The organism is Roseimaritima sediminicola (genome assembly GCF_009618275.1).
GTDB classification, from domain to species: domain Bacteria; phylum Planctomycetota; class Planctomycetia; order Pirellulales; family Pirellulaceae; genus Roseimaritima; species Roseimaritima sediminicola.
This window is the reverse complement of the sequence record NZ_WIAD01000001.1, coordinates 215824-239944: the sequence shown is the minus strand read 5'-3', so window position 1 is coordinate 239944 and position 24121 is coordinate 215824. Positions and strand designations below refer to the sequence as shown.

Annotated in this window: 18 protein-coding genes; 8 read left to right on the top strand and 10 right to left on the bottom strand. The window is 63.0% G+C overall.

The features are described from left to right. Nucleotides 1-170 precede the first annotated feature (170 nt). Nucleotides 171-3974, bottom strand: coding sequence for a HEAT repeat domain-containing protein (locus GE027_RS00760; RefSeq protein WP_153555254.1), 3804 nt, complete (start codon nt 3972-3974; stop codon nt 171-173). Nucleotides 3975-4252: 278 nt separating this feature from the next. Between GE027_RS00760 and GE027_RS00755 the strand changes: the two genes are divergently transcribed. Together GE027_RS00755 and GE027_RS00750 are read left to right on the top strand one after the other, a co-directional pair. Further along, nucleotides 4253-5332 (top strand): M28 family peptidase, encoded by a 1080-nt coding sequence (locus GE027_RS00755; RefSeq protein ID WP_153555253.1) that lies wholly within the window; start codon nt 4253-4255, stop codon nt 5330-5332. A 22-nt stretch (nt 5333-5354) separates the two neighbouring features. Then, nucleotides 5355-5762: a hypothetical protein gene (locus tag GE027_RS00750; RefSeq protein WP_153555252.1), complete on the top strand. Its 408-nt coding sequence runs from the start codon at nt 5355-5357 to the stop codon at nt 5760-5762. Between the two features lie 79 nt (nt 5763-5841). Here the strand turns inward: GE027_RS00750 and GE027_RS00745 are convergent, their stop codons facing one another. Then, nucleotides 5842-6990, bottom strand: a complete 1149-nt coding sequence (locus GE027_RS00745; protein WP_153555251.1) for a hypothetical protein — start codon at nt 6988-6990, stop codon at nt 5842-5844. Nucleotides 6991-7549: 559 nt separating this feature from the next. On the opposite strand from GE027_RS00745, the gene GE027_RS00740 reads away from it, so the two are divergent. After that, the gene (locus GE027_RS00740; RefSeq protein WP_162006516.1) at nt 7550-8308 is read left to right on the top strand and encodes a phosphatase PAP2 family protein; all 759 of its coding nucleotides are present in this window, start codon (nt 7550-7552) and stop codon (nt 8306-8308) included. A gap of 76 nt (nt 8309-8384) precedes the next feature. On the opposite strand, the gene GE027_RS00735 is transcribed toward GE027_RS00740, so the two are convergent. Together GE027_RS00735 and GE027_RS00730 are read right to left on the bottom strand one after the other, a co-directional pair. After that, on the bottom strand, nt 8385-10148 hold the full coding sequence (locus GE027_RS00735; protein WP_153555249.1) for a TIGR03545 family protein: 1764 nt from the start codon (nt 10146-10148) through the stop codon (nt 8385-8387). Continuing rightward, complete coding sequence (locus GE027_RS00730; protein WP_153555248.1) at nt 10145-10960, bottom strand: TIGR03546 family protein; 816 nt, start codon at nt 10958-10960, stop codon at nt 10145-10147. Before GE027_RS00730 ends, GE027_RS00735 begins: the two co-directional genes overlap by 4 nt. A 174-nt stretch (nt 10961-11134) precedes the next feature. Between GE027_RS00730 and GE027_RS00725 the strand changes: the two genes are divergently transcribed. Next, nucleotides 11135-11275: a hypothetical protein gene (locus GE027_RS00725; RefSeq protein WP_153555247.1), complete on the top strand. Its 141-nt coding sequence runs from the start codon at nt 11135-11137 to the stop codon at nt 11273-11275. A 7-nt stretch (nt 11276-11282) separates the two neighbouring features. Here GE027_RS00725 and GE027_RS00720 read toward each other — a convergent pair whose 3' ends face one another. Next, the gene (locus GE027_RS00720; protein ID WP_153555246.1) at nt 11283-13520 is read right to left on the bottom strand and encodes an esterase/lipase family protein; all 2238 of its coding nucleotides are present in this window, start codon (nt 13518-13520) and stop codon (nt 11283-11285) included. A gap of 224 nt (nt 13521-13744) precedes the next feature. Between GE027_RS00720 and GE027_RS00715 the strand changes: the two genes are divergently transcribed. Next, nucleotides 13745-15025 (top strand): MFS transporter, encoded by a 1281-nt coding sequence (locus GE027_RS00715; protein ID WP_162006515.1) that lies wholly within the window; start codon nt 13745-13747, stop codon nt 15023-15025. A 202-nt stretch (nt 15026-15227) separates the two neighbouring features. On the opposite strand, the gene cysC is transcribed toward GE027_RS00715, so the two are convergent. From cysC to GE027_RS00690, 5 genes are all read right to left on the bottom strand, one after another. Then, nucleotides 15228-15911, bottom strand: coding sequence for an adenylyl-sulfate kinase (gene cysC, locus GE027_RS00710; RefSeq protein ID WP_153555244.1), 684 nt, complete (start codon nt 15909-15911; stop codon nt 15228-15230). A 29-nt stretch (nt 15912-15940) separates the two neighbouring features. Further along, nucleotides 15941-16810: a DUF2189 domain-containing protein gene (locus GE027_RS22985; RefSeq protein WP_153555243.1), complete on the bottom strand. Its 870-nt coding sequence runs from the start codon at nt 16808-16810 to the stop codon at nt 15941-15943. Next, the gene (locus GE027_RS00700; RefSeq protein ID WP_153555242.1) at nt 16807-17811 is read right to left on the bottom strand and encodes a sugar phosphate isomerase/epimerase family protein; all 1005 of its coding nucleotides are present in this window, start codon (nt 17809-17811) and stop codon (nt 16807-16809) included. The genes GE027_RS22985 and GE027_RS00700 overlap by 4 nt, the downstream gene beginning before the upstream one ends. A 77-nt stretch (nt 17812-17888) precedes the next feature. After that, complete coding sequence (locus GE027_RS00695) at nt 17889-18122, bottom strand: hypothetical protein (RefSeq protein ID WP_153555241.1); 234 nt, start codon at nt 18120-18122, stop codon at nt 17889-17891. 10 nt (nt 18123-18132) lie between these two features. Then, nucleotides 18133-18807, bottom strand: a complete 675-nt coding sequence (locus GE027_RS00690) for a HEAT repeat domain-containing protein (RefSeq protein ID WP_153555240.1) — start codon at nt 18805-18807, stop codon at nt 18133-18135. A 1297-nt stretch (nt 18808-20104) separates the two neighbouring features. Here GE027_RS00690 and GE027_RS00685 point away from each other — a divergent pair. The 3 genes from GE027_RS00685 to ribA all read left to right on the top strand — a co-directional run bounded on the left by GE027_RS00685 (nt 20105) and on the right by ribA (nt 24050). Next, entirely contained in the window at nt 20105-21304 is a 1200-nt protein-coding gene (locus GE027_RS00685) for a hypothetical protein (protein WP_153555239.1), read from the top strand. Between the two features lie 243 nt (nt 21305-21547). Then, the gene (locus GE027_RS00680; RefSeq protein ID WP_153555238.1) at nt 21548-22726 is read left to right on the top strand and encodes an exonuclease/endonuclease/phosphatase family protein; all 1179 of its coding nucleotides are present in this window, start codon (nt 21548-21550) and stop codon (nt 22724-22726) included. An 88-nt stretch (nt 22727-22814) separates the two neighbouring features. Further along, entirely contained in the window at nt 22815-24050 is a 1236-nt protein-coding gene (gene ribA, locus GE027_RS00675; protein ID WP_153555237.1) for a GTP cyclohydrolase II, read from the top strand. The last annotated feature ends 71 nt before the right edge of the window (nt 24051-24121 follow it).

Here is a 24121-nt window from a genome sequence, read left to right as displayed (position 1 = left end):
GGCTACTCGCCACTCGCTACTCGCCACTCGCCACTCGCCACTCGCTACTCGCTACTCGCCACTCGCCACTCGCTACTCGCTACTCGCTACTCGCCACTGGCCACTCGCTACTCGCTACTCGCTACTCGCCACTCGCCACTCGCTACTCGCTACTCGCTACTCGCCACTGGCTAGTTGCTTGGCCGGGTGGCGACTTCCAGCGGCGGCAACACACCCAGGTAGCTCATCAGATCGCTGATCTCTTTCAGGGTCAGCTGGTCCAGGCCGCCCGAGGGCATGATGCTGCTGTTGCTGGGCAGGATCTGGTCCACTTCGGCCGAGGCCACGGTCGTGGTGTTGTTCTTGGCGTCGCGGATCTGCAGTTCGCCGCTGCCGGTTTCGGAGACCAGGCCCACGTACACTTTGCCGTCGAGCGTCAGTACTTTCTTGTTCATGTACTGGTCGCTGATGACGTGCGAAGGATACAGGATCGATTCCAAAACCTCGCGGCGGGTAAAGCGTCGCGAGACGCTGGTCAGATCCGGGCCCACCGACTGGCCTTGGTTTCCAAACCGGTGACAGGAGGCGCAGTCCGCTTTGGCAAACACCTCGCTGCCGGCTGCCGGGTCCCCGTGCCGACCTTCTTCGCTTTCCAGGTACTTTGCCAATTGGTCGAAGTCCCAGCGAGCGTCCTCTTCGGCCGAGGGCAATTCCGCGGCCGGGCGGTCGGGATAGGTTTTCGCATACCAGCGTTGCCAGATTGCCATCGAAGGATCGCTGGACTCGCTGCGCTGCAGGCCGGTCCAGTGCGACAGCAGGTCCTGGGCCGGTTTGGTCGACTGGCCTTCGCTCTCGAACTGCAATCCCAGCAGGATGACTTGCCGCAGCGCTTCGGGGTCGTCGGTGGCGACCGCTACGGTTGTCAATTGCTTCAGCACGTCCTTGGCCGCTTCGCCTTCCAGGATGTTCAGGCTGCGAACCAGGTAGTCCCAGTTCTGGCCGTCGGGATGCAGAGCCAGGCCCATCGCGACGGGTTGTCGCCGTTCGGGATCGGTACGCCAGATTTTTCGCAGGTACGACATGGCGTCTTCGTCACCGGTCATCGACAGCATGGCCACGATGCCTGTGCGCAGACGCTTGTAAACGTCGCGGGTGTGTTCCGGACCGGCGATGCTCTGGTCCAGCTCGATCAGCAGCTCGGCGGTCTCGGCGTCGACCGGCTGGGGCAGTTTGTACATCGAGGCCAAGGCGGCATTGGGCCAGGCATCGCCCTGCTCGAGGATGGCCATCGCGTCGTCCAAGGTCAGGTGCTTGGCAAAGTCGCGGGTGACGTTCATCAGGTACAGCGGAACACTGCTGCCGGCGTCGTCTTTGGAGGCCTGTTCGTAGAATTTCAGCAATTCGAACCGCTGCTTGGCGGTCCACCGATTGGTCAAGTACCGCATGTGCATCGCCACGTGGACCCGGTCGGCCAACGGGGCATCGCCTTCGAGGTAATCCAGGGCGCGATCACCGATCGAATCGGCCCGCAGGTAGGCGGCCAGCCGCATCAGTTCGCGGTTCATCCGCGAGTCGCCCGAAGGAAACTCCTCGGCGATTTGATCTCGCAGCGGCTGTACCTGTGCCGGATCGATCTGGCCGCGAGCGAGGGCTACCTGCATGACGCGGAGCAGGTCCACGAAATCGGCATCGCTGAGAAACCCGTTCATCAACTGGCTCAGCCGGCTCAGAACCAACAAACTGTTCGCCTCGGTGGGCTGGACCGTCACCAAGGCCAACGAGCCCAGGATGGCGACTCGGGGGTGTTCGCTCTGCAGAACCTCGCGTCGCCACTGCTCGGTGGGCACGGATTCCAGCACGCGTCGCGCGACAAAGGCCAGCGTGCGGTCGTTCTCTTCCAGCAGCGGCAGCAGAGCATCGATGGGCGGCTGCTGGCCGGTGCGGAGCATCGCTTCACAGGCCATCCGGCGGACCCGGAGGTCGCGGTCATCGAGCAACGAGACCAGCTGACGCTCGGTTCGTGTCGAAGGGTGGACGCCCATCATGTAGGCCGCTTTGGCGCGGACCACTTCGCTCTGCGCCCGGCTCAGTTCAACCAACAATTCCTCGCTGGGCTGGGGGCCGAACAATTCCATCAGCTCCAGAGCTCGGGTGCGGTAGTGGGGCGGGTTTTCGTCGCTGTAAGCAACGCCGGCGACCAGTTCGGCCCACTGCGAGCCCAATTCTTTTTTGATGCCGGCCAGCGTCTGACGGCTCCAAGCGGCCGACGGCTGCGGTTGGCGGATGGCCGCGGCGATGCCCGTTCCCAAGTTGTTGACGCGTTCGGGAATCGGCCCTTCCCAGACGACGCGGTAGATTCCCCCGGCGGTCTCGCGGCCTCCGGTGCAGAAGTACAAGGCGCCGTCGGGACCGACGGCCAAGTCGGTGACGTTCAGCGGTTCACCCTGCAGAAACACCTGGCTGTCGGCGACGTAGCTGGCGCCGTTGGCTTTCAGACGCACGTTCAAAATCCGGCCCTCGGACCAGTCGGCAAGAAACAGGCTGCCGTGGTAGCGGGCGGGAAAGGTGTAGTGTTCGTAGCACAGCGCGCCGCTGGGCGAACCGCGGCCGGTATCCAGAATCGTAGGTAGGCGATCGGCATAGAATTCCGGCCACTTGGCCCATCCGCTACGCCAACCGAATTCGCCGCCTTCGGTGACATCGTACAGGGCCGTGGGACGGTACCAGGCGGCACCGGCGTCGGATTCCATGTCGCTGTCGTGAATGAAGAGAGAGCCTTCGCTGTGGAAGGCCAGGTCGTAGGCGTTGCGCAGTCCGCCGGCGATGCGTTCGACTTTGTCGCCACTGACGGTGGTGCGGATAACCGTGCCGCCGGGCGCTTTGACGCCGCGGGCGTGCCCGCCGGGATCTTCATAGCGAGGTCCGACCAGATCCCCCTCGTAGGTTTCCGGCAGGGTTTCACCGCTGCCCGCTTCGCCCACGACCTGCATGTGGTTGCCGACGCTGACGTACAGCATGCCGTCGGGTCCCAGAACGATGCCATGGGGGCCGTGTTCGCCGGGGGTGCCTTTGAATTTAAGGATGGTCTGGACTTTTTCCAGCGTGCCGTTCCGGTCCGCATCGCTCAACCGATACAGTCCCGTGCCATCGGGGCCTTGGCCGGTAACGAAGACGTCGCCATTGAGAGCCAGGATGCCCTGACAGGATTCCACCTGGTCGCAGTACGTGCGGACTTCGTCGGGGATTCCATCGCCGCTGCGGTCGAACATCAACAACAGCGGACCGCGTTCGCGGGCGGCGATGATGTGGCCGAATTCATTGAAGGCCATGGCGATCAGCGAACCGGTTTGTTCGTCGTCGAACAAACGCTGTACGCCGAAGCCGTCTTGAATCTGAAAGCGTGCGCTTTCCTGATGCTCGGTCGCGCTGGCCACGTCTTCCTGTCGGTCCCAGGGGACCGTGCTGCCCAGCATGCCAAAGCTCTGGGCCTGTCCCCAGCGGGAATCGTTGTAGGTGGGGGACTGCCACATCGCGGCGGCTTGCCGAGTCGTCTTCCAGGTTTCGTCGGTGCTGAAGGTGTACCATCGCGAGGTGCCCTCGGGCTGGATGCTGATCCGGGCGGCCAGGGCCGCGGTCGTGCCATGCGTATTATCGACCCGAACCGAGACGACGTTGCGTCCCCGAACCAGCAGTGAGGAGATGTCGTAGTCGGTCATTTTTCGCGCCGACCGGCCGGTGCCCACGCGGCGACCGTTGACGTACAACTCGTACGCGTCATCGGCAGCGATCGTTACCTTGCCTACCGCATCGGCACGCAGGTTGATGCGTTTGCGAAAGAAACAACTTGTCCCGGTCGGAATCTGTTCTTTGGCGACGCCGGCATCCCAGATCCATTGCGCTTCGGCACCGCTGGCCGCCGGCGCCGTCGGAAACAACAAAGTCGCCAGGCCGAGGCCCAACAAGCCCCACCACGAGCGTATCGAAGTGCCGTCCATGGCAGCGATTCTCCCAAGCGTTCAGATAAAAAGTTTGCTAATTGCGATGGTTTCCCGAGGGCAACCTAGCGAAAGGTCGGCTTCGGCGGCAAGAGGAACTTGCCGGCCCCCCGCTTGGCAGCTCGGAGCGGCGCCGCGACAGCTGGTTCGGCAGGCGGCTCGTCGCGGTGGCTCGTCGCGGTGGCTCTGCCGGAGTCCACTCGATATGATTGGATGCTGCAGCGAAGGTTCCCACTTTTCACCCGCCAGCCCGACTGGTTTTGACGGATCGCTTGTTCATGTCGGCTTCTTCTACACAACGACGCTTGGCTCGTCCGCAATCGTCCGCCCGGGCGGATGCGGCCCGCACGCAATCGGCCGCCAGTCCGCCGCGGCGGACTGGGTGGTGGGCCGGCGCTGTGGTCCTCGGTGCGCTGCTCGTGGCGGTTGTGTTTGTCGCGCTGCAGACGCCCGAGCGGGCGACGCCGGCCCAGGTGGGCAGTCAAAGGGTCGTGCCCGAGCGGTACGATGCCGAGCGGGCCTTTGGGTATTTGGAAGAGATCTGTGCCATTGGTCCCCGCATCAGTGGGACCGAGGGCATGCATCGTCAGCAGGAGATGCTGCTGGACTTTTTCCGTCGGCAAGGTGCGGAGGCCGAGCTGCAGTCCTTTCCCGCGCGGCATCCGCTCAGCGGCGAAACGCTGACGCTGGCTAATCTGATCGCCCGCTTTTACCCGGAACGACCGAAGCGGTTTCTGCTGTGCGCCCACTACGACACGTTGCCGTTTCCCGATCGCGACCCGATCAATCCACGGGGTGTTTTTCTCGGTGCCAACGATGGGGCCAGCGGTGTGGCGGCCCTGATGGAGCTGTCGCATCACTTAAACGAACTGCCCGCCGATGTGGGCGTGGACATGGTGTTGTTCGACGGTGAAGAGTTGGTTTACGACAACAGACGCGATCCCTACTTTTTGGGATCGACGCATTACGCGCGAGAGTACGGCGCACACCCGCCGGCGATTCCTCTGCGAGCCGGCATCCTGCTGGACATGGTCGCAGACGCCGAGCAGCAGTTCTATCTGGAGAAGAACAGTTGGCACTATGCGCGGCCCGTGGCCCGCGAGGTCTGGGATCTGGCCGGTCGGTTGGGCGTGCGATCGTTCAAGTCCCGCGTCAAGCACGAGGTCCGCGACGACCATCTGCCGCTGAACCAAATTGCGCGGATTCCCACGATCGACATCATCGACTTTGATTACCCCAGACCCGGCCCGCGAGCGATGTCGTACTGGCACACCCAGCAGGACATCCCGGAAAACTGCAGTGGCGAGTCGCTGGCGGCGGTTGTCTACGTGGTGCATCAGTGGTTGCTGACGAAGTAGGTCCGCGAAGGAGAGCCCTGGCATGATCACGGCAAGTTTTATTTTGGCCGTCCTGCTCCTGGCGCTGGCCGTGTATCTGGAACGGCGGCAACGCGGCGGGCCTCAGGTGGGCGGCAAAGATCCGGCGTTCGATGACGATTACCTGACGGCCCGGATCCGCGGCCGCCGCGGGGTCCACGGCGTGTTGGTCTTGATGGCGGTGATCATCGCCGTGGCCGCCTGGGTGGGCCCCGGGCCGCTGTGGGCCGCGCTATGGATGGCCGTTTTCGGACTGCTGGTGTTGGTGGTCTTTCTGGCGATGGCCGATGCTTTCCGGTCCCGCAAGTATCTGCAGCGGAAACTGCCCGAGCTGCGCAAGCAGATGCTGGGCGATTCCGCCGCGGGCGGCTCCTGCTCGTACGCTCCGGACAGCGAAGCCGCCGAGGAGTGACTGTGGCATAGGCTTCCAGCCTGTGAGGCGTCGCCCTCCTCGGCTGGGTCAGCCGAGCTACTTTGGCGACGGGCGCTCCTTAGCGGCGGGCGGCTGGGGATTGCTTTCGCTCGCCGGCTCGCGGCACCCAGCCGGCGATCTGGCCTTTGCCGATCAACGCCAGCTCGGCTTGGCCTTCCAGCGAGGCGTCTTCGTTGAAGACTCGGGCCTGCACACGGACGTGGTCGCCGCTGGGCACCGCGTCGCTCCAGCGGATCGCGACGTGCAGGCCGTCCTGAACCGCGTGGCGACGCATGTCGGCGATCTGTTGGGCGTCGAACTCCCAGTACCCCAGCGATCGGGGCCCCGGCGATTGGGGCGGCGACGCCGCGTCAGCGGGTTCGGCGTTATCGGGTTCGGCGCTGACGGATTCGTCGGCACCGGAAGCGTCGCCCTCGGCGGCCAGCGGATCGAAGATTTCGATACCCAAGCTGGCGTCGATTTCCACTTGACTGAGATCCAGCACTTTTCCCGATTCGTCAACGAAGTGGACCACCAGGTACACGCCGTCGATTTCGGGATCGCTGTCGAAGTTATGTCCGCCGGAGAAGGTTGGATTGATCGATAGGCCGGCCGGTTCGGGCAGGGTTTCCGGCGTCATGTCGGGCAAAGGAATCTGACCCATCGGCGGTTCCGGAGGCGCATCGGCGGCCGGCGGCGGAACGATTTCGCCCATGTCGATGTCCGGCAATTCCAGTTGGTCCATGTCGGGCGGGATCAGATCGGGCGATTGCGGTTCGCGTGGCCGGCCGCCCGGGACGTCGATACGACGTTCTTCCAGGTCGCCCGCCTGATCGCTCGAAGGCAGGCCACCGGGCGGCGGCAGAAGGGTTGCGCCGGGCGCGTCCTCTGCCGGCCTCTGGGGGCTCGAGGGCGACGGCAGGACGTCGCTGACGCCCCAGTCGGCTTGCGGGTCGGGCGTGGGCTGTACGGCCGCCGCATCGCCTTGTTCACAGTTCTCCACGGCTCGGCGGAGTTTGCTGCGCAGCACCTTGTTCTCGTAGTCGGCCTCGTACAGCTGGTCCTCCAGCACTCGGACCTCGTTGATCAGCTGGTCGGTATACAGTTCGCGGTGCGGTTTGCTCTGACAGCCAAGGAGCGCCCCGCCACATAGCGCGCCGAGCACCACCCGCAGCACAGTGCGGTGGATCAGGGCGACGGCTCGCGGGATTGGCTTCGTGGCGATCATGCAATCGGTTCAGCGGGTATGGCGGGTTGCGACCGATGCGAACCCATGCCGGCTATCGGTGCCTCGATACCAGCGCCTCGTGGCGTGGGTCAAGATAAATTGCGTCCTTGGCGGCCTCTGCCACGGGCACAACTGTCGTAATCGTTACAAACCATCACACGGTGCGTGTCCGGCATAACGAGCCCGACCCTTATTTGCTTTTCGACTCGGCTTTTCGGCCGAGACGTCCGATCTGAACCTTTGTCGGTGGAAGAGTGCAGTCACTCGTCCGTCGCTCGAAGAGGTTCGGGTCGATCGAACATGCTTGTGGGGATTTGGATGTTCGGTCGGAATTGATTCTCGCGGATCAGATAGAACCAGACGGCGGGAAGGTGAGTGTTTGGCACCTTCCCGCCGTTTTTTTATGCCGCCCCATCTCGTGCTGGGGGTATCGATTCCCCGGGGGACGGGTCGGCGGAGCGCTGTTTCGAAGCTTCGGCGGCTTTTGGTATAGCCACCGATGGGTTCAGGACCAGTCGCTTTAGGACACACCGGAACAGGACGCATCAGGACGATGGACGTGACCGAACAACAATCGCCCGGAGACGGCTCGCTGCGGATCTACGAACCGCTGGAGAATGAATCCAGTCGCGCCGTACGGTTCATGATCTGGGCTTCGTTTATCGCCCTGTTGCTGGTTCCGGTCGTCACCTTGATCGACGTGCCCATCGCTCGCTGGTTCGACGGGGATCCCTTTCCCAGCGACGTCGACAACGCGATCCAGTTGACCGAAGCCTATTCCCACGGGATCGGCGTGCTGTTCATCGTGATCGGGATCCTGACCCTGACGCCCCAGCATCGCTGGTGCACGCCACGGCTGACGACGATGGCCCTGGGGGCCAGTGCCGTCGCCACGATCGTCAAGATGTTTGTGCTGCGTCCACGGCCCAGCGCGATCAACCTGCAACTGGCTTCGGGCGACGCGGCCTGGTGGTGGCGTTTTGACTGGAAACTGGAACAGGTGGCGGCGTTTGATGCCGGGACGCGAGCGTTCCCCAGTGGCGGCACCGCAACGGCCGTGGCCTTGACGGTGGGCCTGTCGATGCTGTTTCCCCGCGGCCGCTATCTGTTCGTCGTGTTCGCGGTCCTGACGATGTTGCAGCGGATGCAGTCCGACGCCCACTTCTTCAGCGACGCGATCGGCGGTTTGGCGTTTGGGTTGGCCTGGAGCGTCGTCTGCCTGCACCCGCGACTGTTGGGTGCCCTGTTCGATCACATGGAACCCGAGAGCCTCTCGAAGCGGCCCACCGGCTCTGCGGAACCACGACAAGCGGCATGAGGTAATCGGCCTGGCCGTGCCGGCGACAGTGCTTTGGCCGGGTTTGGGGTGGCGCTGGAGTACGGGGTGAGACCGCTTAGCGAAGCTTCTGGAAGGTCGAATTCAGGCGACCCAGGTACGCGCCGGCCGCGGGCAGTTCCTTGGCCAGTTTGGCTTTCAACGAGTCGATCTCGGTATCGGCTTTGGCCAGTACGTCGCGAGCGGCCAGTTGTTGTTCGCCGAGCCAGCTCTGCAGCTCGCGCATCTGTTGCCGATGCTCCGCTTCGATGCGCTCGCGCAGCTGTTGCTGGGAAGCGGCGATCTGGGCGGTCATGGCGTTTCGCATGCCGTCGGCCAGAGCGCCCGAGAGGTTCGTTGCGATGGCCATGTCCAGGTCCTGCCAGGTGCCTTCAAAGCTGGCCTGCACCTGCACTTCGTCGATGTCCTGCAGGCTGGTCTGCAGCGAATCGATCGCGCTCAGACCCGCCAGTTTCTCTCCGGTTTCCAGACGCACCTGAGCGTTCGCTTGCCGCGAGACCAGTTGGCCATGCATCTGGTCGTCCAGGGTTTCGATCTGCACGTACAGTTCCAGCGGGCCACCGTCGATGGCCAATTGAGCCTCGTCGGCATTGCCGATTTCGGTCCGCGGAAGGGCCAGCTGGGGCCAGTGGGCGGTCAACACGTCGCGCGGCGGCCCGCCCTGGGAATCGTAGTGTCGTCTAAAGTCCACCCGCACCGTGCGCGGCCCTTCCAGGCGAAAGCGGGCGCGAAGCGGTTGTTGAAGTCGGCGGGTTTGTGGCGTGAGGTTCTCGAGGATACCGGTGAGGGTGTACGACTCGCGATTGACGCTCATCACACCGTCCAGCTGACAACGCTGGATCAGAAAACTGGGTTCGGGCGGCGTCTGGACCAGACGGATGTCTTCACCCCGCGGCCGCTCGGCGCCCTCGGGGCTGGCAACCGTCCAGTCGGCGACCTGGCGGGCCGAATCCAGGTATTCGCGAACGCCCTCGATTTGCGAGGACACGATTTGCCGGAGCAGTGCCGGGCCCAGGTCGGCCGGCGATTCGACCGGTTCGGGAACCAACGCCCGGACACGATCCAGGTCGATCTGTTTGGCTTCCTCCAGAGCCACCCAGTCGGCTTGGACCTGCGCTGGCAAAGCGTCCAGTTTGGCGCGCAGGGCGACAAGCTCTTGCCGGATCGCTTCGGCCTGTTCGATGGTGGCTTTCAGCCGCGGCAGATCACGCAGCGGGTTGTCGATGCCTCGGGCTTGATCGCGAACGCTGCGAACCTGTTGCTCGACCGCTTCGGCGCGGGCGGCCAGGGCGGCGTACTCCTGCATCCAGCGCTGGCGGATCTGCTCGCTGCGTTTGACCGTCTCCAGGCTGTTGCCGACCGTTTCCAGTTCGCCCTTGGCGTAACTACCCAGATCGCCTAGCAAACTGGAAACCAGCGACGGCTCGTCCGAGGGCGAAGCCGGTTCGGGCGCTGTCTGCGGCAGGTGACCCGAGGAGGCTCGCCGGCCGCCGATGCGAACCCCCGTGATCCGTCCATCACGAGCGACCAAGCGACGATGCAGCAGGGCCGCGCCATCGATCGTCAATTCGACCCGCTGGGCCGCGAAGGCGTTGACGTGGCTCTTGCCCTCGCGGGGGTCGCCGATCTGAAGGTCCACATACTGCAGACGCGGCGGGAACAGTTCGACGCGGGTTCGCGCGATGTCCACTTTCGCACCCACCGCCGACTCCAGCGTCCACACGCTGGCGTACTGCGCCAGCGGGCCCAGAGACCATCGCAGCAAGGCCAGGATGGCTACGACCAATAGAACACGTTTCAATAAGAATCGCCAACGAATCATGCCGCGTTCTCCTGTTGCGAGGTGCGCAAACGGCGGAGCAGATAGTTCAGTGCTTGATTGATCTGAGCGTTGTCGGTGGCCGAAGCCGGAGGCAAACGCTCGGGTTGCTCGTCACCCAGTGGTCCGGACTGCAACCGAATCACGTCGATCTGGGTTTCCACGAGACTTGTGGATGCCGTGCCGAAGCCGGCCGGATCGGTTTCGTCCGTTTCCTTGCTGGGCGGATCGGCGGCGGTCGCCGCAGCGCTGTGGCCGTGCGCTCGGTCGATCCGCTGGATGCGGTCGCCGGACGCGTGCGAAGCCGCCATGTCGACGCCGGTCGATGCGTTTGGCTGGGATACTTCGGCGCTCTCCGCCGCGGCGGTCGGATCGTTTTCACGGGCCGGAGCAAGCCGACGGAACAGCGGATAACTGATCGCATAGGTGGGCAACAACGCGGCGACGCCGATCAGAAAGCTGCCCATCACGATGGTGTTGTTCAGATTGGTCCAGGGCACCAGCGGCAACTGCCAGGCATTGGCCAGCGGACCGGCAAGGTCTGGATGCCGCAGCACGTACTGGCCGAGTGTGTGGGAGTACCCGTCCAGGTGATGGGCGGTGAAGGAGACCACGACGCCGACCAAGGCGACCATCGCGTGGTTTATGTTCAAACAGATCACCAGGGCCACCAGAGCAAACGTTAGCAGGTTGCCATGGGGGATCACGCCCAGCAGCAGGCCGAAGGCCAGGCCCCAGGCCATTTGGTGCGGGTAGTTGCGTCCGGCAACCACGCGTTTGAAATTCAGAACTTGCTTGAACAGCCAAAGGAACATGATGTAGGGCGCCTCCCGCGCTCCAGAGCGTTGGGGACCGATCCAGCCGCATGGATCGATATCGGCACCGCACGTCCCATACAATGAGCACAACCGGAAAAACCGTTAAACTTTATCGCCGAGCGGCGTTGTTTTCGCATCCGCGATGCGCAGCGGGCCAGCGAGCTGGAACGGTTGCGATTCGTCGACCCGCAGGAGACGGTGTGGCTGCCGACGATCGGGGGCGGCCTGCTGATGTACTTTGGAATGTACGGCTTTATGCTGCTGCGAAGGGTGTATCCCGATCGCTGGCGATTGCCCAAACCCGCAACCTGACGCGAAGCTATTCCGCCGCCGCACCGGACAGTGCAGGCGGGGCCTGCGGGGCGGGTTGGTCGAGTGCCCCGAGGTCTTCAAAGGCGTCGAACCCGAGAAACGCCTCCGGCGGGGACGCGTCAGCCATATCGGCCGGAGTTGCTGTATCGGCCGGCGTTGCCGGTTCGGCGGGCAGCGAACCGGTGGGAAAAGTGATTTGGATGGGCGGAGCATCCTGAGTGGGCGAAGCCGCTTGACCGGGCGCATCGCCGGCAGCGCGTGGGCGGGCCGTGCGGTCGCTGGGCGAAGCCGCCTCGGGCAGGGCGGCCACGCGGTCTTGAGCGTCGACCTGGCCGAGGTGTTCCATCAGAATGCGGCGCACCTCCAGAATCGTCTGACTGTTGGTCTGGATGCTGGTGTGGTCGGCCTGCACGACGATCTCGCTCTCGGCGTCCTCCAGATGCGAACTCTCGTACTCGACGATGCCGTCACCGCTGCGGCTGATCCGACCGAACAGGCTTTCCTGATTGATAACGCCCACGACGTTGTGGTACTTCACGCCCGGCGCACGCTCGGCGCGCAGCATGACGGGAAAGATCGGGGAGTCCGGCGCGAGCGAATCGATGGCGTTGGACACGGTCAACAGTTTGGTGTCTTTGAAGAACCCCGGATTCCGGGCGGCCAGCAGGGTGCCGGTGTTGATCGCGATGCTGGGCAGCCGAATCAGCTTGCGAGCGATCCAGCGGGTGTAGTCGTTGGCGAAATCGCTGCCGCGATGCGGGGTGGCGATGGTGACCACGCGGCGGATCGATTGGTTGGGTTTGAAGAACAGCGCGCTGGCCAGTTTGGCTTTCGCCTCGGGCGGTCCTTCCAGTTGCTCGACCGGTTTATTGCTGACGATGTTCCAGAATTCCTGCTCACTTTCGATCGTCTGCATTTTGCTGACCAAACCGCCCATGCTGTGACCCACCAAGACCATCTGATCCATCATCCGGTCGCGCCGCTGGGGATCAAAGGCGGCGCGGGTCGCCGCCAAGTCCTTTCGCATCTGCGTGGCGCTGACCCAGAACGGTTGCCCCGAGGGGTACATGTAGAACCAAAACTGATAGCGTTCGCGAATCTGCGGAAAGGATCGCAGGTCGTTGAACATGTCCATCCATGTCAGCGGGCTGGACCACAGGCCGTGCACCATCACCACCGGGATGCGGTTCGGGTCGTAGGGTTCCAGCATGTACAGCCCGCGCAGGTCTTGCGACTTGGCTGGATTCAGCAGTCCTTCGGTGGCCCGGTTGCGTTTGCGAAACTGGGGGCTGTCTAGGTAGTAGGCCAGCGGCGTGGTCAGATCGGTTTCCAGCGGAGCCCAGTGGTTGGCCAGTTGGACCTGGTTGTGGCTGAGCGGATCAAAGAATTCCAGCACGCAGTGCTTGGGCGGCTGGCCGGGCTGGCGGTCCTCGTCCACGCAGCGCAACAGCGCCGTGACGGCGTAACTGAGCCCTTCCGGGTAGTACTGTTCACGTGGGTCCTGCTGCGGACCAGGTTTTCGAACGGCCAACAGCGGCACGCCCAGGCCGTAGGTCATGTGGCGATTGTTCAGAGTTTCCACTTTGAAGTCGCTGACGAATTCAAAGCGTTCGAACTCCTCGGCCGGCCATTTGCCCCGCGCTACCGCGTCGATGGTGAAGGTGCGGTTGGGGGTGCGGATCGTGTAACTTTGTCCGGGACGCAGCCTGTTTTCGGTGCACAGCAGCCGTAGCGTGTCTTCGAGAGCTTCGTTGTACAGGTCGCAGGCGCTGCGAAACTGAGGGTCGTAGGGGTTGCGTATCTGGTCCAGTTCCGGCGCGAACAGGTACTCGTAACTGTTCGTGATCGTCATCCCGAAATGATGCAGCGCTGCACTGCTGTCGCCGGCGCGTTCGGCCTTTTTGCCTTCGATGTACGACAGTTCGCTGACGGCGAAGATTAATTCCGCGTCTTCGTCGTTGATGGCAAACTCACGCAGGGTTTCCAGCGTGGACGGCGGGTCACGCTCGTAGGCCTCGTTCAGGCCGAACCGCTGCAGCAGTTGATGGGTCCGTTCGCTGACCGCCGGTCCCTTGCGACGCATCAGTTGCAGCTGCGTCGCCAGGGCGTTCTCGCGAACGTTGCGCTTGGAGATGTAACGCGTCGAAGTACACCCGGTGCTGGTCGAAACCAATACCGCGCACAGCAGCACACTGGTCCAAACCAGGCGGCGAGAATCGCGATGCGGAATCCTTGAAAACGTCATGCGCAGCGCCGAAGGTCATCGCTCCCGAGTTGTAGTAGGCGGTCGGAGGGTAGAGAAGGGCTGCGGAGCGTGTCAATGGAGTTCCGCGTCCGCTAGCACCGCGGATCGCGCCAGCGCTAGGCACATTGGCGGCGGATCGTTAGGCTGCACGCCGTCGCGTCCCTGGACCGCCCTACCGCTTGCCTTAATCGTTCTCAAAGGACCTTGCCGCTTCGATGTTTGGAGTGTCGGATCGAGTCGCCCGGCTGTTGCCGTTTTACTACGGTTATTTGATGGTGCCGATCGCCATGGTGGCCCAAATCTGCACCAGCCCCGGACAAACGTTCGCCGTGTCGGCGTTTATGCCCGCGATTCGCGAGAGTCTCGAAATCAGCGATGGCAAGATGGCCCTGGCCTACATGCTGGGAACCCTGTTGGCCGCGTTGCCGTTGTCGGTGGTGGGGCCGCTGAGCGATCGTTTTGGGCTGCGGATCACGACCGCCGCGGTGGGGTTCGGTCTGGCGATCACGTGTTGGCTGGCCAGCTGCATCCAGGGCTTTGCGACGCTGCTCCTGGCATTCATGCTGCTGCGGTTCCTGGGACAGGGTTCGCTGACGTTGTTAAGCGGCAACATGGTCTCGATGTGGTTCCAGCGCAAACTCGGCACGGTGACCGCGTGCATGAGCGTGGGGATGGCCGCCGCCTTTGCCCTGGTGCCGCCGTCGTTGCTATGGAGCATTGATGCGTACGGTTGGCGGGAAACCTATCTGATGGTCGGCGGGTTGGTGGGAGCCAGCCTGCTGCCGCTGGTCGTATTTCTGTTTCGCAACAGCCCCGAAGAGCTGGGACAGTACCCCGACGGCGCGTCACCGCAGCAAGCCGATGCCCAGTCCATCGCCTCCGACGCCGATGTCCACAATCTACCGGCTCACAGCGTTACGTTGTCCGAGGCCGTGCGGCACCGGACCTTCTGGATCATGGCCGGCAGTCTGGCCGTATGGGCGATGGTCGGAACCGGCGTGGTTTTTTACGCCTTGCAAATCTTTGCCCGTCAGAACATTCCGTCGTCCGAGAGCCAGTTGTTGTTCGCCACGTTCTCGTTGGCCATGTTATCGATGCAGGTGACCGGCGGCGTCTTGGCGGATCGGCTGCAGCTGAATTATTTGATGTCTGCCGCCTTCGTCTCGCTGACCGCCGGCACGGTTGCCATTCCGCTGACCACTTCCGCCGTCCACATGCACTTGTTTGCCGTCTTGTTCGGAGCGGGACAGGGCTTGGCGATGTCCGTTTCGGCGACGATGTGGGTCCGTTACTACGGCCGCAGGCATCTGGGCAAGATTCGCGGGACGGTGTGGTGCCTGACCGTGGCCGGCAGCGGTTGCGGTCCGCTGGTGCTGGGGACGATCTCCGATCTCACGCAGAGCTACCACGGTGGGCTGTGGTTGTTCGTGGCCCTGTTGGCACCGCTCAGTCTGCTGACCCTGCTGGCGACGCCACCGCGTAGCGACGTTTCGCTGGCGGGATGAACCGACGCGCTATTGAGCCGTTTGGGCGATAGCCCGCGGTTGCTGATCCACCGGGCGATGCTGGCGGTGCGTCAGCATTTGACTTTTGACTTTGGGGTCTGGCCGTAGCTGAAGTCGCCAGACTCTGGGGCCTTTCGCCGCTTCGGTTTGATCTCTGGCGAGATCGGCTACCTTAAAGTCAAACCTAGACGCGACACTGGGGCTATTCAGCGCTCAGTTTTCCCCGCTCGCGCAAGTAGTCCAGCACCTGTTGGGCCAGTTGATCGGGCGAGTGGCCATCGCCACCGTGCAGGTGGATTTCGGGGGCTTGCGGGGCTTCGTAAGGATCGCTGATCCCGGTGAAATGAGGAATCTCGCCGGCGCGGGCCTTCTTATACAGCCCCTTGGGATCGCGGCTCTCGCAGATCTCCAGCGGCGTGTCGACGAAAACTTCGATAAAGTCTCCGCTGCGGCCCGCGGCTTCGACCAACTGTCGCACCCGGTCGCGATCGCGGCGGTAGGGGCTGACGAAAGCGGACAGCGTAATTAGTCCGGCCGAGGCGAACAGTTGGGCCACTGAACCGATGCGGCGAATGTTCTCCTCGCGGTCTTCCGGGCCAAACCCCAGCCCAAACCGTTTGGCAAACGCGTCACTGTGATCGGCCGCCAAACGATCCGGCGGAGCGCACAGACCGTGCCGGATGTTGTCGCCATCCAGCAGGAATGTCTTGGCGTCTTGCTGAAGCAGGAGCTGGTCGAGGGCGTTGGCGACAGTGCTCTTGCCACACCCGCTCAAACCCGTAAACCACACCACACAGCCGCGTTGCCCGAGCGTCTGTTCTCGCTGGATTCGCGAAACGCTGTGCTCGTGCCAAACGATGTGCGGTTCTGGTTGAGACTGATTCATGGTGTGCGGCTCTGCGGAGACGAACTCGATTAGGGAGCGGCCGGAGGCGGCGGGTTGTTCGCTGGCGGCGGGTTGTTCGCTGGCGGAGGACCGGGCTGGTGGTGTCCGGGCATCGGTGACGCCATGCCACCTGGGGACGGTAGTGGCGGTGGTGGATACAAACCCGGTCCAAAGATGTCGCGGTACAGGACGAACAGAGCGCCGGTCACCAACGGAAGCACAAAGAAGAACGGGATGTAGCAAGCCAGCAGCGCGAGATAGCTGATCACGCCCAGGACCAGCTGCAGCCAGATGATCCCACCCAGGTTGGCGATGGAGGCCCGCCAGCTGTGCTTGATCGCATCGATCGCTTTGTAGTGCCGATCGGCAATCAATTGAAAGGCAAACAGAAACGGCAGGTAGATGAACAGCATCAAGACAAACAGGATCAGCATGAACACTGCCATGGACACGAACATTCCACCCACCGCAGCCTCGGGGTTGTTCTCCGCCCCGCTCATCATGGCCACCATAACGCCGAACATGACCAGCTGGACGGGCAGCACGACCACCAGGCCCAGCAGGCCGGCGGCCAACACCACCAGAAAAGAATCCAGAAAGAAATCAAAACCTTTGAACAGGGTTCCGAATTCCGTCCGTCCGAACTGTTCACGCTGCAAAAAACACAAGTACACGCCGACCAGCAGCGGCCCCATGATCAAGCCAAAGGGAACCAACGAGCCGACGAACATTGCGACGAGCAGAACCCCTACCATCAACAGGTACTGGTCGCCCAGCAGCGCGTAGGCGCGCTGCATTAATTCGATGGGGCGAACCGACACTTTGCGAATGGTGGGATCACCGGGCACCTGGCCCGTGCCGGAGTCGGCAACGGGTTGATAAGGGTTCGACTCGCTCATAGTTTCTCGATGTCTTGGAAGCCGCGAAGGTCGTACGGGATTTGGACGTAGTCTAACACACGGCAGAGCCCGCGGAGGGCGACACCAAACCCGTCGGGGCCGCTGAAGCCGCCGAACTGGCCGCCGCCTTTGACGTGCGGCTCCAGATCCAAAAAGACGCCCTCGACGCCGCGGTCGGTCATCCGCTTGTGTAGCTCGGGCAGGAAGCCGGCCAGGTCGCGGAGGATGGCTTCGTGTCCCGAATCACCGACATCAGCAGGAACGAAGTTCTTCAGCGACGCTTCGTCGACATGGGTGATGCGACCCGAGGGCGACGGATCGGCGTAGTCCTTGATGTGGAACCAGCCCATGCTGGGCTTCATCGCCAAATACTGCTCGTAGGTTTCGTCGGCGGTGAACCCTTGCGTGACGATGTTGGCGGCATCGAAGATCGTCAGCATGGCCGGGTGATTGACGCGCGAATGAATCTCGGCCAACAGTTGGCCGGTTTGGCCGACCAGGTTCGCTTCGACCTCTAGACCAAACGTCAGTCCGTGCGACTCGCAGACTTCGGCGATCTGTCCCAGTTGGTCGCTGACCTGTTCCAGGTGGTCCTCCGGCGACGTGCCCTTGGGATGATAGAAGGCGAATCCGCGGATCAATTTCGTGTCGAACCGGTTGGCCAGTTGGCAAGCACGGTGGACATCTTCGCGAAGATACTGATCGAAGGGAACGTACTTGTTGCTGGTCCCGTCGTCCACGTCCAGCAATTTGACCTTGCCGATCGGCGAACCGATCGAGCTGACCTTCAAACCGTATTCGGTTTGCAGTTTCAGGATCGTGTCGATTTCCTCGTCGTCCAACTGCATCACGTTCTTGACGCCGTTGCCGGCATCGATGAAACGCAGCGAGTAGTAACGCAGTCCCAGGGCGGCAAACGCACAGAACTGTTGCAGGGCGAGTTTGTCGTTGGCGGCTTCGTCGGCAAAGCCGGTCAGCAGGACGGGCGGGCAAGCGGTCATGTTCGGATCAAGGTGGGTTAAGGGGACACGAAGGGAAAGGTTTCCGGTTGTGCCCACAACTTAACCCAATCCACGGCTCATTGGCTACGGTATGCCGGCCGCAGATCCAAGGCGATCACGAAAGCCAAGACCAACAGGATCAGGCCGATCGCCAGCAACAGCACGCGGGCGGCGGGTAAACCGTATCGCCGCTGTACCGCCGCGATCGAACGCAGCCGATACGGACCCTGCCAACGCTGCGTGGCGGCCAGGCAGGCCAGCACGCCCAGGCCGGCCGAGACGGTTGCAACGAGGATCTGATCGGCACGCATGAGAAGTCGGCTAGCCCTGTCGTTCGGAAATGCCCAGCCGCCGCCGGATCGCGCGGGCCTGCGCTCGCGGGACTTCCAGATCCGGGCAGATCGCCGTCGCACGGTCCAGCGCACGCAACGCCGAGCCCAGCTCGTTCCGCTCCAGCCGACACCGGGCCACGCCGATCCAAGCCGGATAATGGAAACGACACAACCAAAGACAACCGCGATAGGCGGCCTCGGCCTCGTCCGGATTGTTCAAACCTTCCCAGCAAATGCCCATCTGATGCATCGCTTCGGCATAGTGAGGCGCCTGGTTGGCCAGGATCATCGCCGGCGGGAGCCCGGCGGCAAATTCGCCGCCATCGTTCAAGTGCATCACCTGCAGCAATTGCTGCCGATGCGCCGGTGCGGCACCGCGTACCAGCGTCGCACGAAACGCATCGTCGGCCGCCAAGCGAACGCCGCGATCCTCGTCGGACAACGCGCGCCCCAGTGTCTCTACAACCGTTCCATCGCCTACGATCCCCAAGGCCAAAGAAGCCGCCCGACGTTCCTCGATACTGCCCATCTGCAACAATTTGGCCAGCGTGCTGGGAAAGTAGGTTTCCGAAACCTGCTGGGCAAAACGCAACGTGTCGGCACTGGCCAGATAACGTCGGTAGGTGGTCACCAATCGAGAGGTGCGAACAATCGGGTTACTCACGGGATGTACGCCTTGGAGGTTCTTGGGAGACTGTGATGCTTCGCCTGCAGATCCTGCGATCGATCACGTCCTGTGCGATCCGTCAAAGGCATCCTACGCAGCCAACCGGCAGCGACAAGTCGCAAGTTCCGTTTTGCCAGACTTGCAAAGGCCCGCTTCGACAGGTCGCCAGGAGCGACCGTTAACCACGCCGTGAACACTCCCAGGTGAACAGGTACCCCCGTCAAGCATCCACTCCCGTGCGTCGTATGGATGCTGAGTCTAATTCGGATTTTGGCCGGCAGCAACCAAGTGGAACGATTCCCCGATCAAGCGATAATGCGGTGTCTTCATCCATTACGTCGAAGTTGCCGCGAGAAACGGAAGCAAGCTCTGCGGGGACGCGGGCACGGCCAGGGATATCGCGGTCGGGGCGCGCCCAGTGGCGTCTCTGGCTGGCGGCAAGCATTGTCTGCCGCCAGCATTTTTAATCCGTGAGACCACACCCTTCGGACACCACCGCGGGTGCCTAAGATAATCCCGCAGTTGGGCTGAACCCACGAGAATCCCGGATGGACCCAATCATTCCTCCCAACCAGAGGACCAGCCCGCAGGGCGGCACAGCCCTTGCCGGCGGTGTCACGGGCTGTTGATCTAATGCGAAAACGCATTGCCTATGTGAGCCGTTTGGGCGATAGCCCCGGTTCTTTGGTGACGAAACACATGTAGCGGTCCCCGAACGAACCATGCCGCAATCATTCCTCCCAACCACAGGACCAGCCCGCAGGGCGGCACAGCCCTTGCCGGCGGTGTCAACCGCCGGTTCGCGTCCCCCAAACCAACAAAAGCCCCGGAGGGGCGACAGGGGAGCGTATCTGTATGAGGTAGTCCTTCGCGTACGGATCGGTGCGGGGTGCGGTTGGCGACAGCCGTCCCTACCGCGATCCCCGGCGCAACCTTTTCTGTAATCGCGCCGCCAATCATCGACGCTTCGCTCCGGTGCAAGACGCGAAGTGATCATCAAAGAGGCCTTAAACGGTTTGATTGCCTTGACCGGTTTGATTGCCTGACCCGTTCGATTGCTCGCCGACTCAACAAGCAACACACTGCGGCACGCCCCGAAGGGGGCCGTCGTGTACCGGGGCGCACGAATGCAAGAACGCTCCAAATGGTAAAGTCGGTTCGGTCGTTCGTCTTCGCCGGACACCGGGCCCGGCGAGACGTTGTCGCTTGATGTACTGCAAGCAGGTAGACTTTCTGGAATGCTGAGCTTGCGGCGGTCGGCCGCTCGTTTACGTTTTGCATCCTTGGCTCCTTGGTGATTGAATTGGTTTCACGCCCCCGTGTTCGACGCGAATGGCTTCGCGGCGGTCGCAATCCGTTGGTTGCGACGCTGCGTCTTCGAGCTGTCGCAATCATTCGGCTGGGCCTGTTGGCGATGGTGTTTGTCCAGGTCGATCCCGCGGGGGCGCAGAGCGTTTCGACCAGTTTGGAGCGGCGCCTGGCCGCGGCGCATCAAAGTCGCTTTAGTGGCCAGTCGCTGCGGGCCACCCTGCAGACGCTCAGCCAGGCGACGAACGTCGACCACTGGCTGGATCGCCGAGTCGACCCCGAACAGAAAGTGGCCGTGGCCGCGGCGGGGCCAACGGTCGAAGGCGCCTTTGCCAGCGTCGCCGAAAGCGTGGGCCTGAGCAGTTTGCCGATCGATAATCTGGTCCTGGTCGGACGCCGCGAGTGGGTCGATCGCACGGGAGCGTTGATCATGGCCGCGGCGGTTGGTGCTGCGCCGGGGGAGATCGAAGGCCGAGCCGGTGCCGCAGTCAGCATGGCCGCGGGTGCCCCGCCGCAATCGATCGCGTGGCCCTTCCTAACGACGCCGGCGGAAGCCCTGCAGACGGTCGCCGAGAAAATGAATGCGTCCGCCGACGGGGTCGACTTGCCGCACGACCTGTGGCCCGCGTTCGAAAACGATGCGATCCGCCCGGCCACCGTGCTGACGTTGATCGGCGCGGAGTTCGACCAGTGGCTGCGCCGCGTCGACGCAGCGATCGGTGCGGAGCCGATGCCCGAGCACGTTGCCGTGGAACAAGCGTACCCGGCAGCGGCCGTCGAAAAGCTCCGCGATCAACTGCGACGAGTGGACCCCGAGGCGACGATTCAGGTCCGGCAAACCAAGGCGGATGTTCGCGGCGGGGCACTGGTGCATCGCGAAATCCAGCGGTCGATCTATCGGTCAAAGCAACGTCGGCGGCCGGTCGCGGGGCCGCCACCGACGCCCTCGCAAAAACGCTTTACGATCAACTGGCAGAACGCTCCGGCGGACAAGGCGCTGGCGTCGTTGACCGGTGCCGGAGGCTGGACCCTTTCGGTCCAGCCCGAAGCGCAAGAGGCCGTGACCCGGCTGATCAACCTGCAAGCCGACGAGTTACCGCTGGATGAATTGATCCAGCAGGTCGCCCGACAGGTCGGGCTGCGAGCGACCTTCCGCGATGATACGTGGTGGATCGAGACGCCCTGATCCCGGTCGCAACACCCCGGCCGCAACACCCTGGCCGCAACACCCCGGTCGCAACACCTCGGCCGGCTGGTGCCCCTGCAATCGGTACACGCTCACCGATCCGCGTACGTCGTCCGAAAGGTACCGCGGGCGATTGGCTGTGCCCCCGGCCGGGCTGCGGACGATGATGACCCAATACGCCGAGATCCGCCGCGGAGTTGGGGATGTTCGGAGCGTCTTTTTTTTGAGTCGGAGTCGGAAGCGATGCGCACAGCACTGCTGTTAATCGTTCTGGTCGCCGGAGGTTGGTACTTCTTCCGGAACTATGAAATCGGAGGACTGGACGCGGTCGAGCTGCGCCCGCGTCAGGCATCCGGTCCGTCTGAGCGCGACGCGGATGATGACCTTCGCGGTTTTCTGACGACCGACAACGGGGCGGTGCTTGGGAACTGGTCTACCACCGACGGCTGGACCGGGAGCGCAGCGGCCGGCGAGCATCTTGCTGCGGAGTCGTCAGGCGTCGCAGCGGACGGGCCGGCCGCCGGCAGAACCGACGCCCAGGCGGTTTCGTTTTTTCGGTTCGGCGCTTCGGCCCCCGAGCAGGATGCCGACCGCACCGCAGCGCCGGCGCCGGAAGATCCGGCTCTGGTGCATCCGGACCGCCGCATCCGCGTCGCCTCCTGGGCCCTGGGCGGGTTTGGCAAAGACAAATTGGCCAAGTCCCATGTGATGGGATGGTTGGCCAGGGTGGTTCGCACGTTCGACGTGATCGCGATCCAGCAGGTTCACGGCACCCAGCGAGACCTCGTGCCGCGAATCGTCGAACACGTCAATCGGACGGGACGCAAGTACGATTTCCTGCTGGCTCCGCCGCGGCGGATTCCCAGCCGTCTCGGCAGCGATCAGGAGCAGTTGGCGATTCTGTTTGACACCGAGCGGGTGGTCACCGACCGCAGCCAGTTCTACACCGTGGCGGATCCCCAGAACGTCCTGCGGCACGATCCGATCGTGGCTTGGTTTCGCGCGATCGGCCCGAGTCCGGAGCGGGCTTGGACGTTTTCGGTGGTCAATGTCCGCGTGGAGATGGACGCGGCCCGGCAGGAGGTCGCGGCCCTGCGAGGCGTGATGCAGGCGGTGACCGAGGACGGCCGCCACGAAGACGACACGCTGATGGTGGGGTTATTCCAGGCCGATGATGCGTATTTGGTACCCTCTCTGAACGAGGCCCGTACGGTGGCCGCGGTGCAGGCCACGCCTACCGACATCTTCGGGCGCCACCAAGTGTCGAACATCCTGGTCGACGGCGTGGCGACCACGGAGTACCTGGGCAGCGGTGGGGTGCTCAATTACCTGCGAATGCAGAACCTGACCTTGGCCGAATGCGAGGAATTGAGTCCGCATTTCCCTGTCTACGCAGAGTTTTCGCCGCTGGAGGGTTTGTAGGACCCGACCCGCCGGCGATAGAATGACTTGCTTGCCCAGCCGCCACGCCTTGCGTTTTTCAATTTTTTAAGCCTGTTTGAAGTCGTCGATGACCAACGAAGCCCCCGAGTCCGACCATTTGTCCTACCACAGCGTGCCGGAGGCGGTCGATGCGATCCGCAATGGCGAAGTGGTGATCGTGGTGGATGCCGAAGACCGCGAGAACGAGGGCGATTTCATCTGCGCCGCGGAATTGGCCACGGCTGAAAAGATCAACTTCATGTTGACCGGACGCGGGCAGTTGTGCGTTTCGGTTCTGCCGGATGTCTGCCGTCGCTTGGAATTGACGCCGGTCGCGTCGCAGAACGACGCGCCCCTGCACACCGCGTTCATGACGCCGATCGATATCGCCACGGCTCGGACCGGAATTACGGCTGCCGAACGCAGCGAAACGATCCGCAAGATGACCGATCCGGCCGCCAAGACAACGGATTTCGTGCGTCCCGGACATGTGTTTCCGTTGTTGGCCAAGCAGGGCGGCGTGCTGCGTCGCGCCGGACATACCGAAGCGGCGGTGGACCTCGCGCGGATGGCCGGGCTGACCCCGGCGGCGTGTCTGTGCGAGATCCTGGACGAACACGGTGACCGGGCCACGCGATCCACGCTGCACGCGATCGCCAAACGTCACGATTTGAAAATCATCAGTATCGAACAGCTGATCGCCCATCGGCGAGTCAATGAAAAGCTGGTCCAGCGGACGGCCGAAGCCGAACTGCCGACCCGCTTCGGAGATTTCCGGATCGTCGTCTACGGCGTCGATTACGAATCCCAAGAACCCATCGCCCTGGTCACCGGCGACTTGGCCCAGCCCGGGCCCGCGCCCCTGGTGCGGATGCACAGCAGCTGTTTCACCGGCGACTTGGTCGAATCGCTGCGCTGCGATTGCGGCGACCAGCTGGAGATGGCCCTGAAGATGATCAGCGACGAAGGACGCGGAGCACTGATCTATTTGCCGCAGGAAGGACGCGGCATCGGTCTGGCGCAAAAGATCCGCGCCTATGCGCTGCAGGATCAGGGGCTCGATACGGTCGAAGCCAACCACGCCTTGGGTTTTAAGGCCGACATCCGCGACTATGGCGTCGGCCTGCAGATCCTGAAGGATTTGGGACTCTCCGAAGTGCGGCTGTTGACCAACAACCCCAAGAAAACCGAAGCGTTCAATCTGCGTGGGTTTGACGTGCACGTGGTCGATCAAGTGCCGATCATTCCCCCGGCCAACGTGCACAACGTCAAATACCTGCAGACCAAGCGGGAAAAAATGGGCCATCAATTGCCCGAAGCCTGAACCCACGCGGCGACGTTACGGGTGCTAGAGCGTTACGGGTGCTAAGCACGTCGCAACATTTCATTCGGCTT

What these genes read in the sequence shown, in the direction of transcription:
- GE027_RS00760 (WP_153555254.1), bottom strand. Translation starts at nt 3,974, where the DNA reads ATGGACGGCACTTCGATACGCTCGTGGTGGGGCTTGTTGGGCCTCGGC.
- GE027_RS00755 (WP_153555253.1), top strand. Translation starts at nt 4,253, where the DNA reads ATGTCGGCTTCTTCTACACAACGACGCTTGGCTCGTCCGCAATCGTCC.
- GE027_RS00750 (WP_153555252.1), top strand. Translation starts at nt 5,355, where the DNA reads ATGATCACGGCAAGTTTTATTTTGGCCGTCCTGCTCCTGGCGCTGGCC.
- GE027_RS00745 (WP_153555251.1), bottom strand. Translation starts at nt 6,990, where the DNA reads ATGATCGCCACGAAGCCAATCCCGCGAGCCGTCGCCCTGATCCACCGC.
- GE027_RS00735 (WP_153555249.1), bottom strand. Translation starts at nt 10,148, where the DNA reads ATGATTCGTTGGCGATTCTTATTGAAACGTGTTCTATTGGTCGTAGCC.
- GE027_RS00730 (WP_153555248.1), bottom strand. Translation starts at nt 10,960, where the DNA reads ATGTTCCTTTGGCTGTTCAAGCAAGTTCTGAATTTCAAACGCGTGGTT.
- GE027_RS00720 (WP_153555246.1), bottom strand. Translation starts at nt 13,520, where the DNA reads ATGACGTTTTCAAGGATTCCGCATCGCGATTCTCGCCGCCTGGTTTGG.
- cysC (WP_153555244.1), bottom strand. Translation starts at nt 15,911, where the DNA reads ATGAATCAGTCTCAACCAGAACCGCACATCGTTTGGCACGAGCACAGC.
- GE027_RS22985 (WP_153555243.1), bottom strand. Translation starts at nt 16,810, where the DNA reads ATGAGCGAGTCGAACCCTTATCAACCCGTTGCCGACTCCGGCACGGGC.
- GE027_RS00700 (WP_153555242.1), bottom strand. Translation starts at nt 17,811, where the DNA reads ATGACCGCTTGCCCGCCCGTCCTGCTGACCGGCTTTGCCGACGAAGCC.
- GE027_RS00695 (WP_153555241.1), bottom strand. Translation starts at nt 18,122, where the DNA reads ATGCGTGCCGATCAGATCCTCGTTGCAACCGTCTCGGCCGGCCTGGGC.
- GE027_RS00680 (WP_153555238.1), top strand. Translation starts at nt 21,548, where the DNA reads ATGCGCACAGCACTGCTGTTAATCGTTCTGGTCGCCGGAGGTTGGTAC.
- ribA (WP_153555237.1), top strand. Translation starts at nt 22,815, where the DNA reads ATGACCAACGAAGCCCCCGAGTCCGACCATTTGTCCTACCACAGCGTG.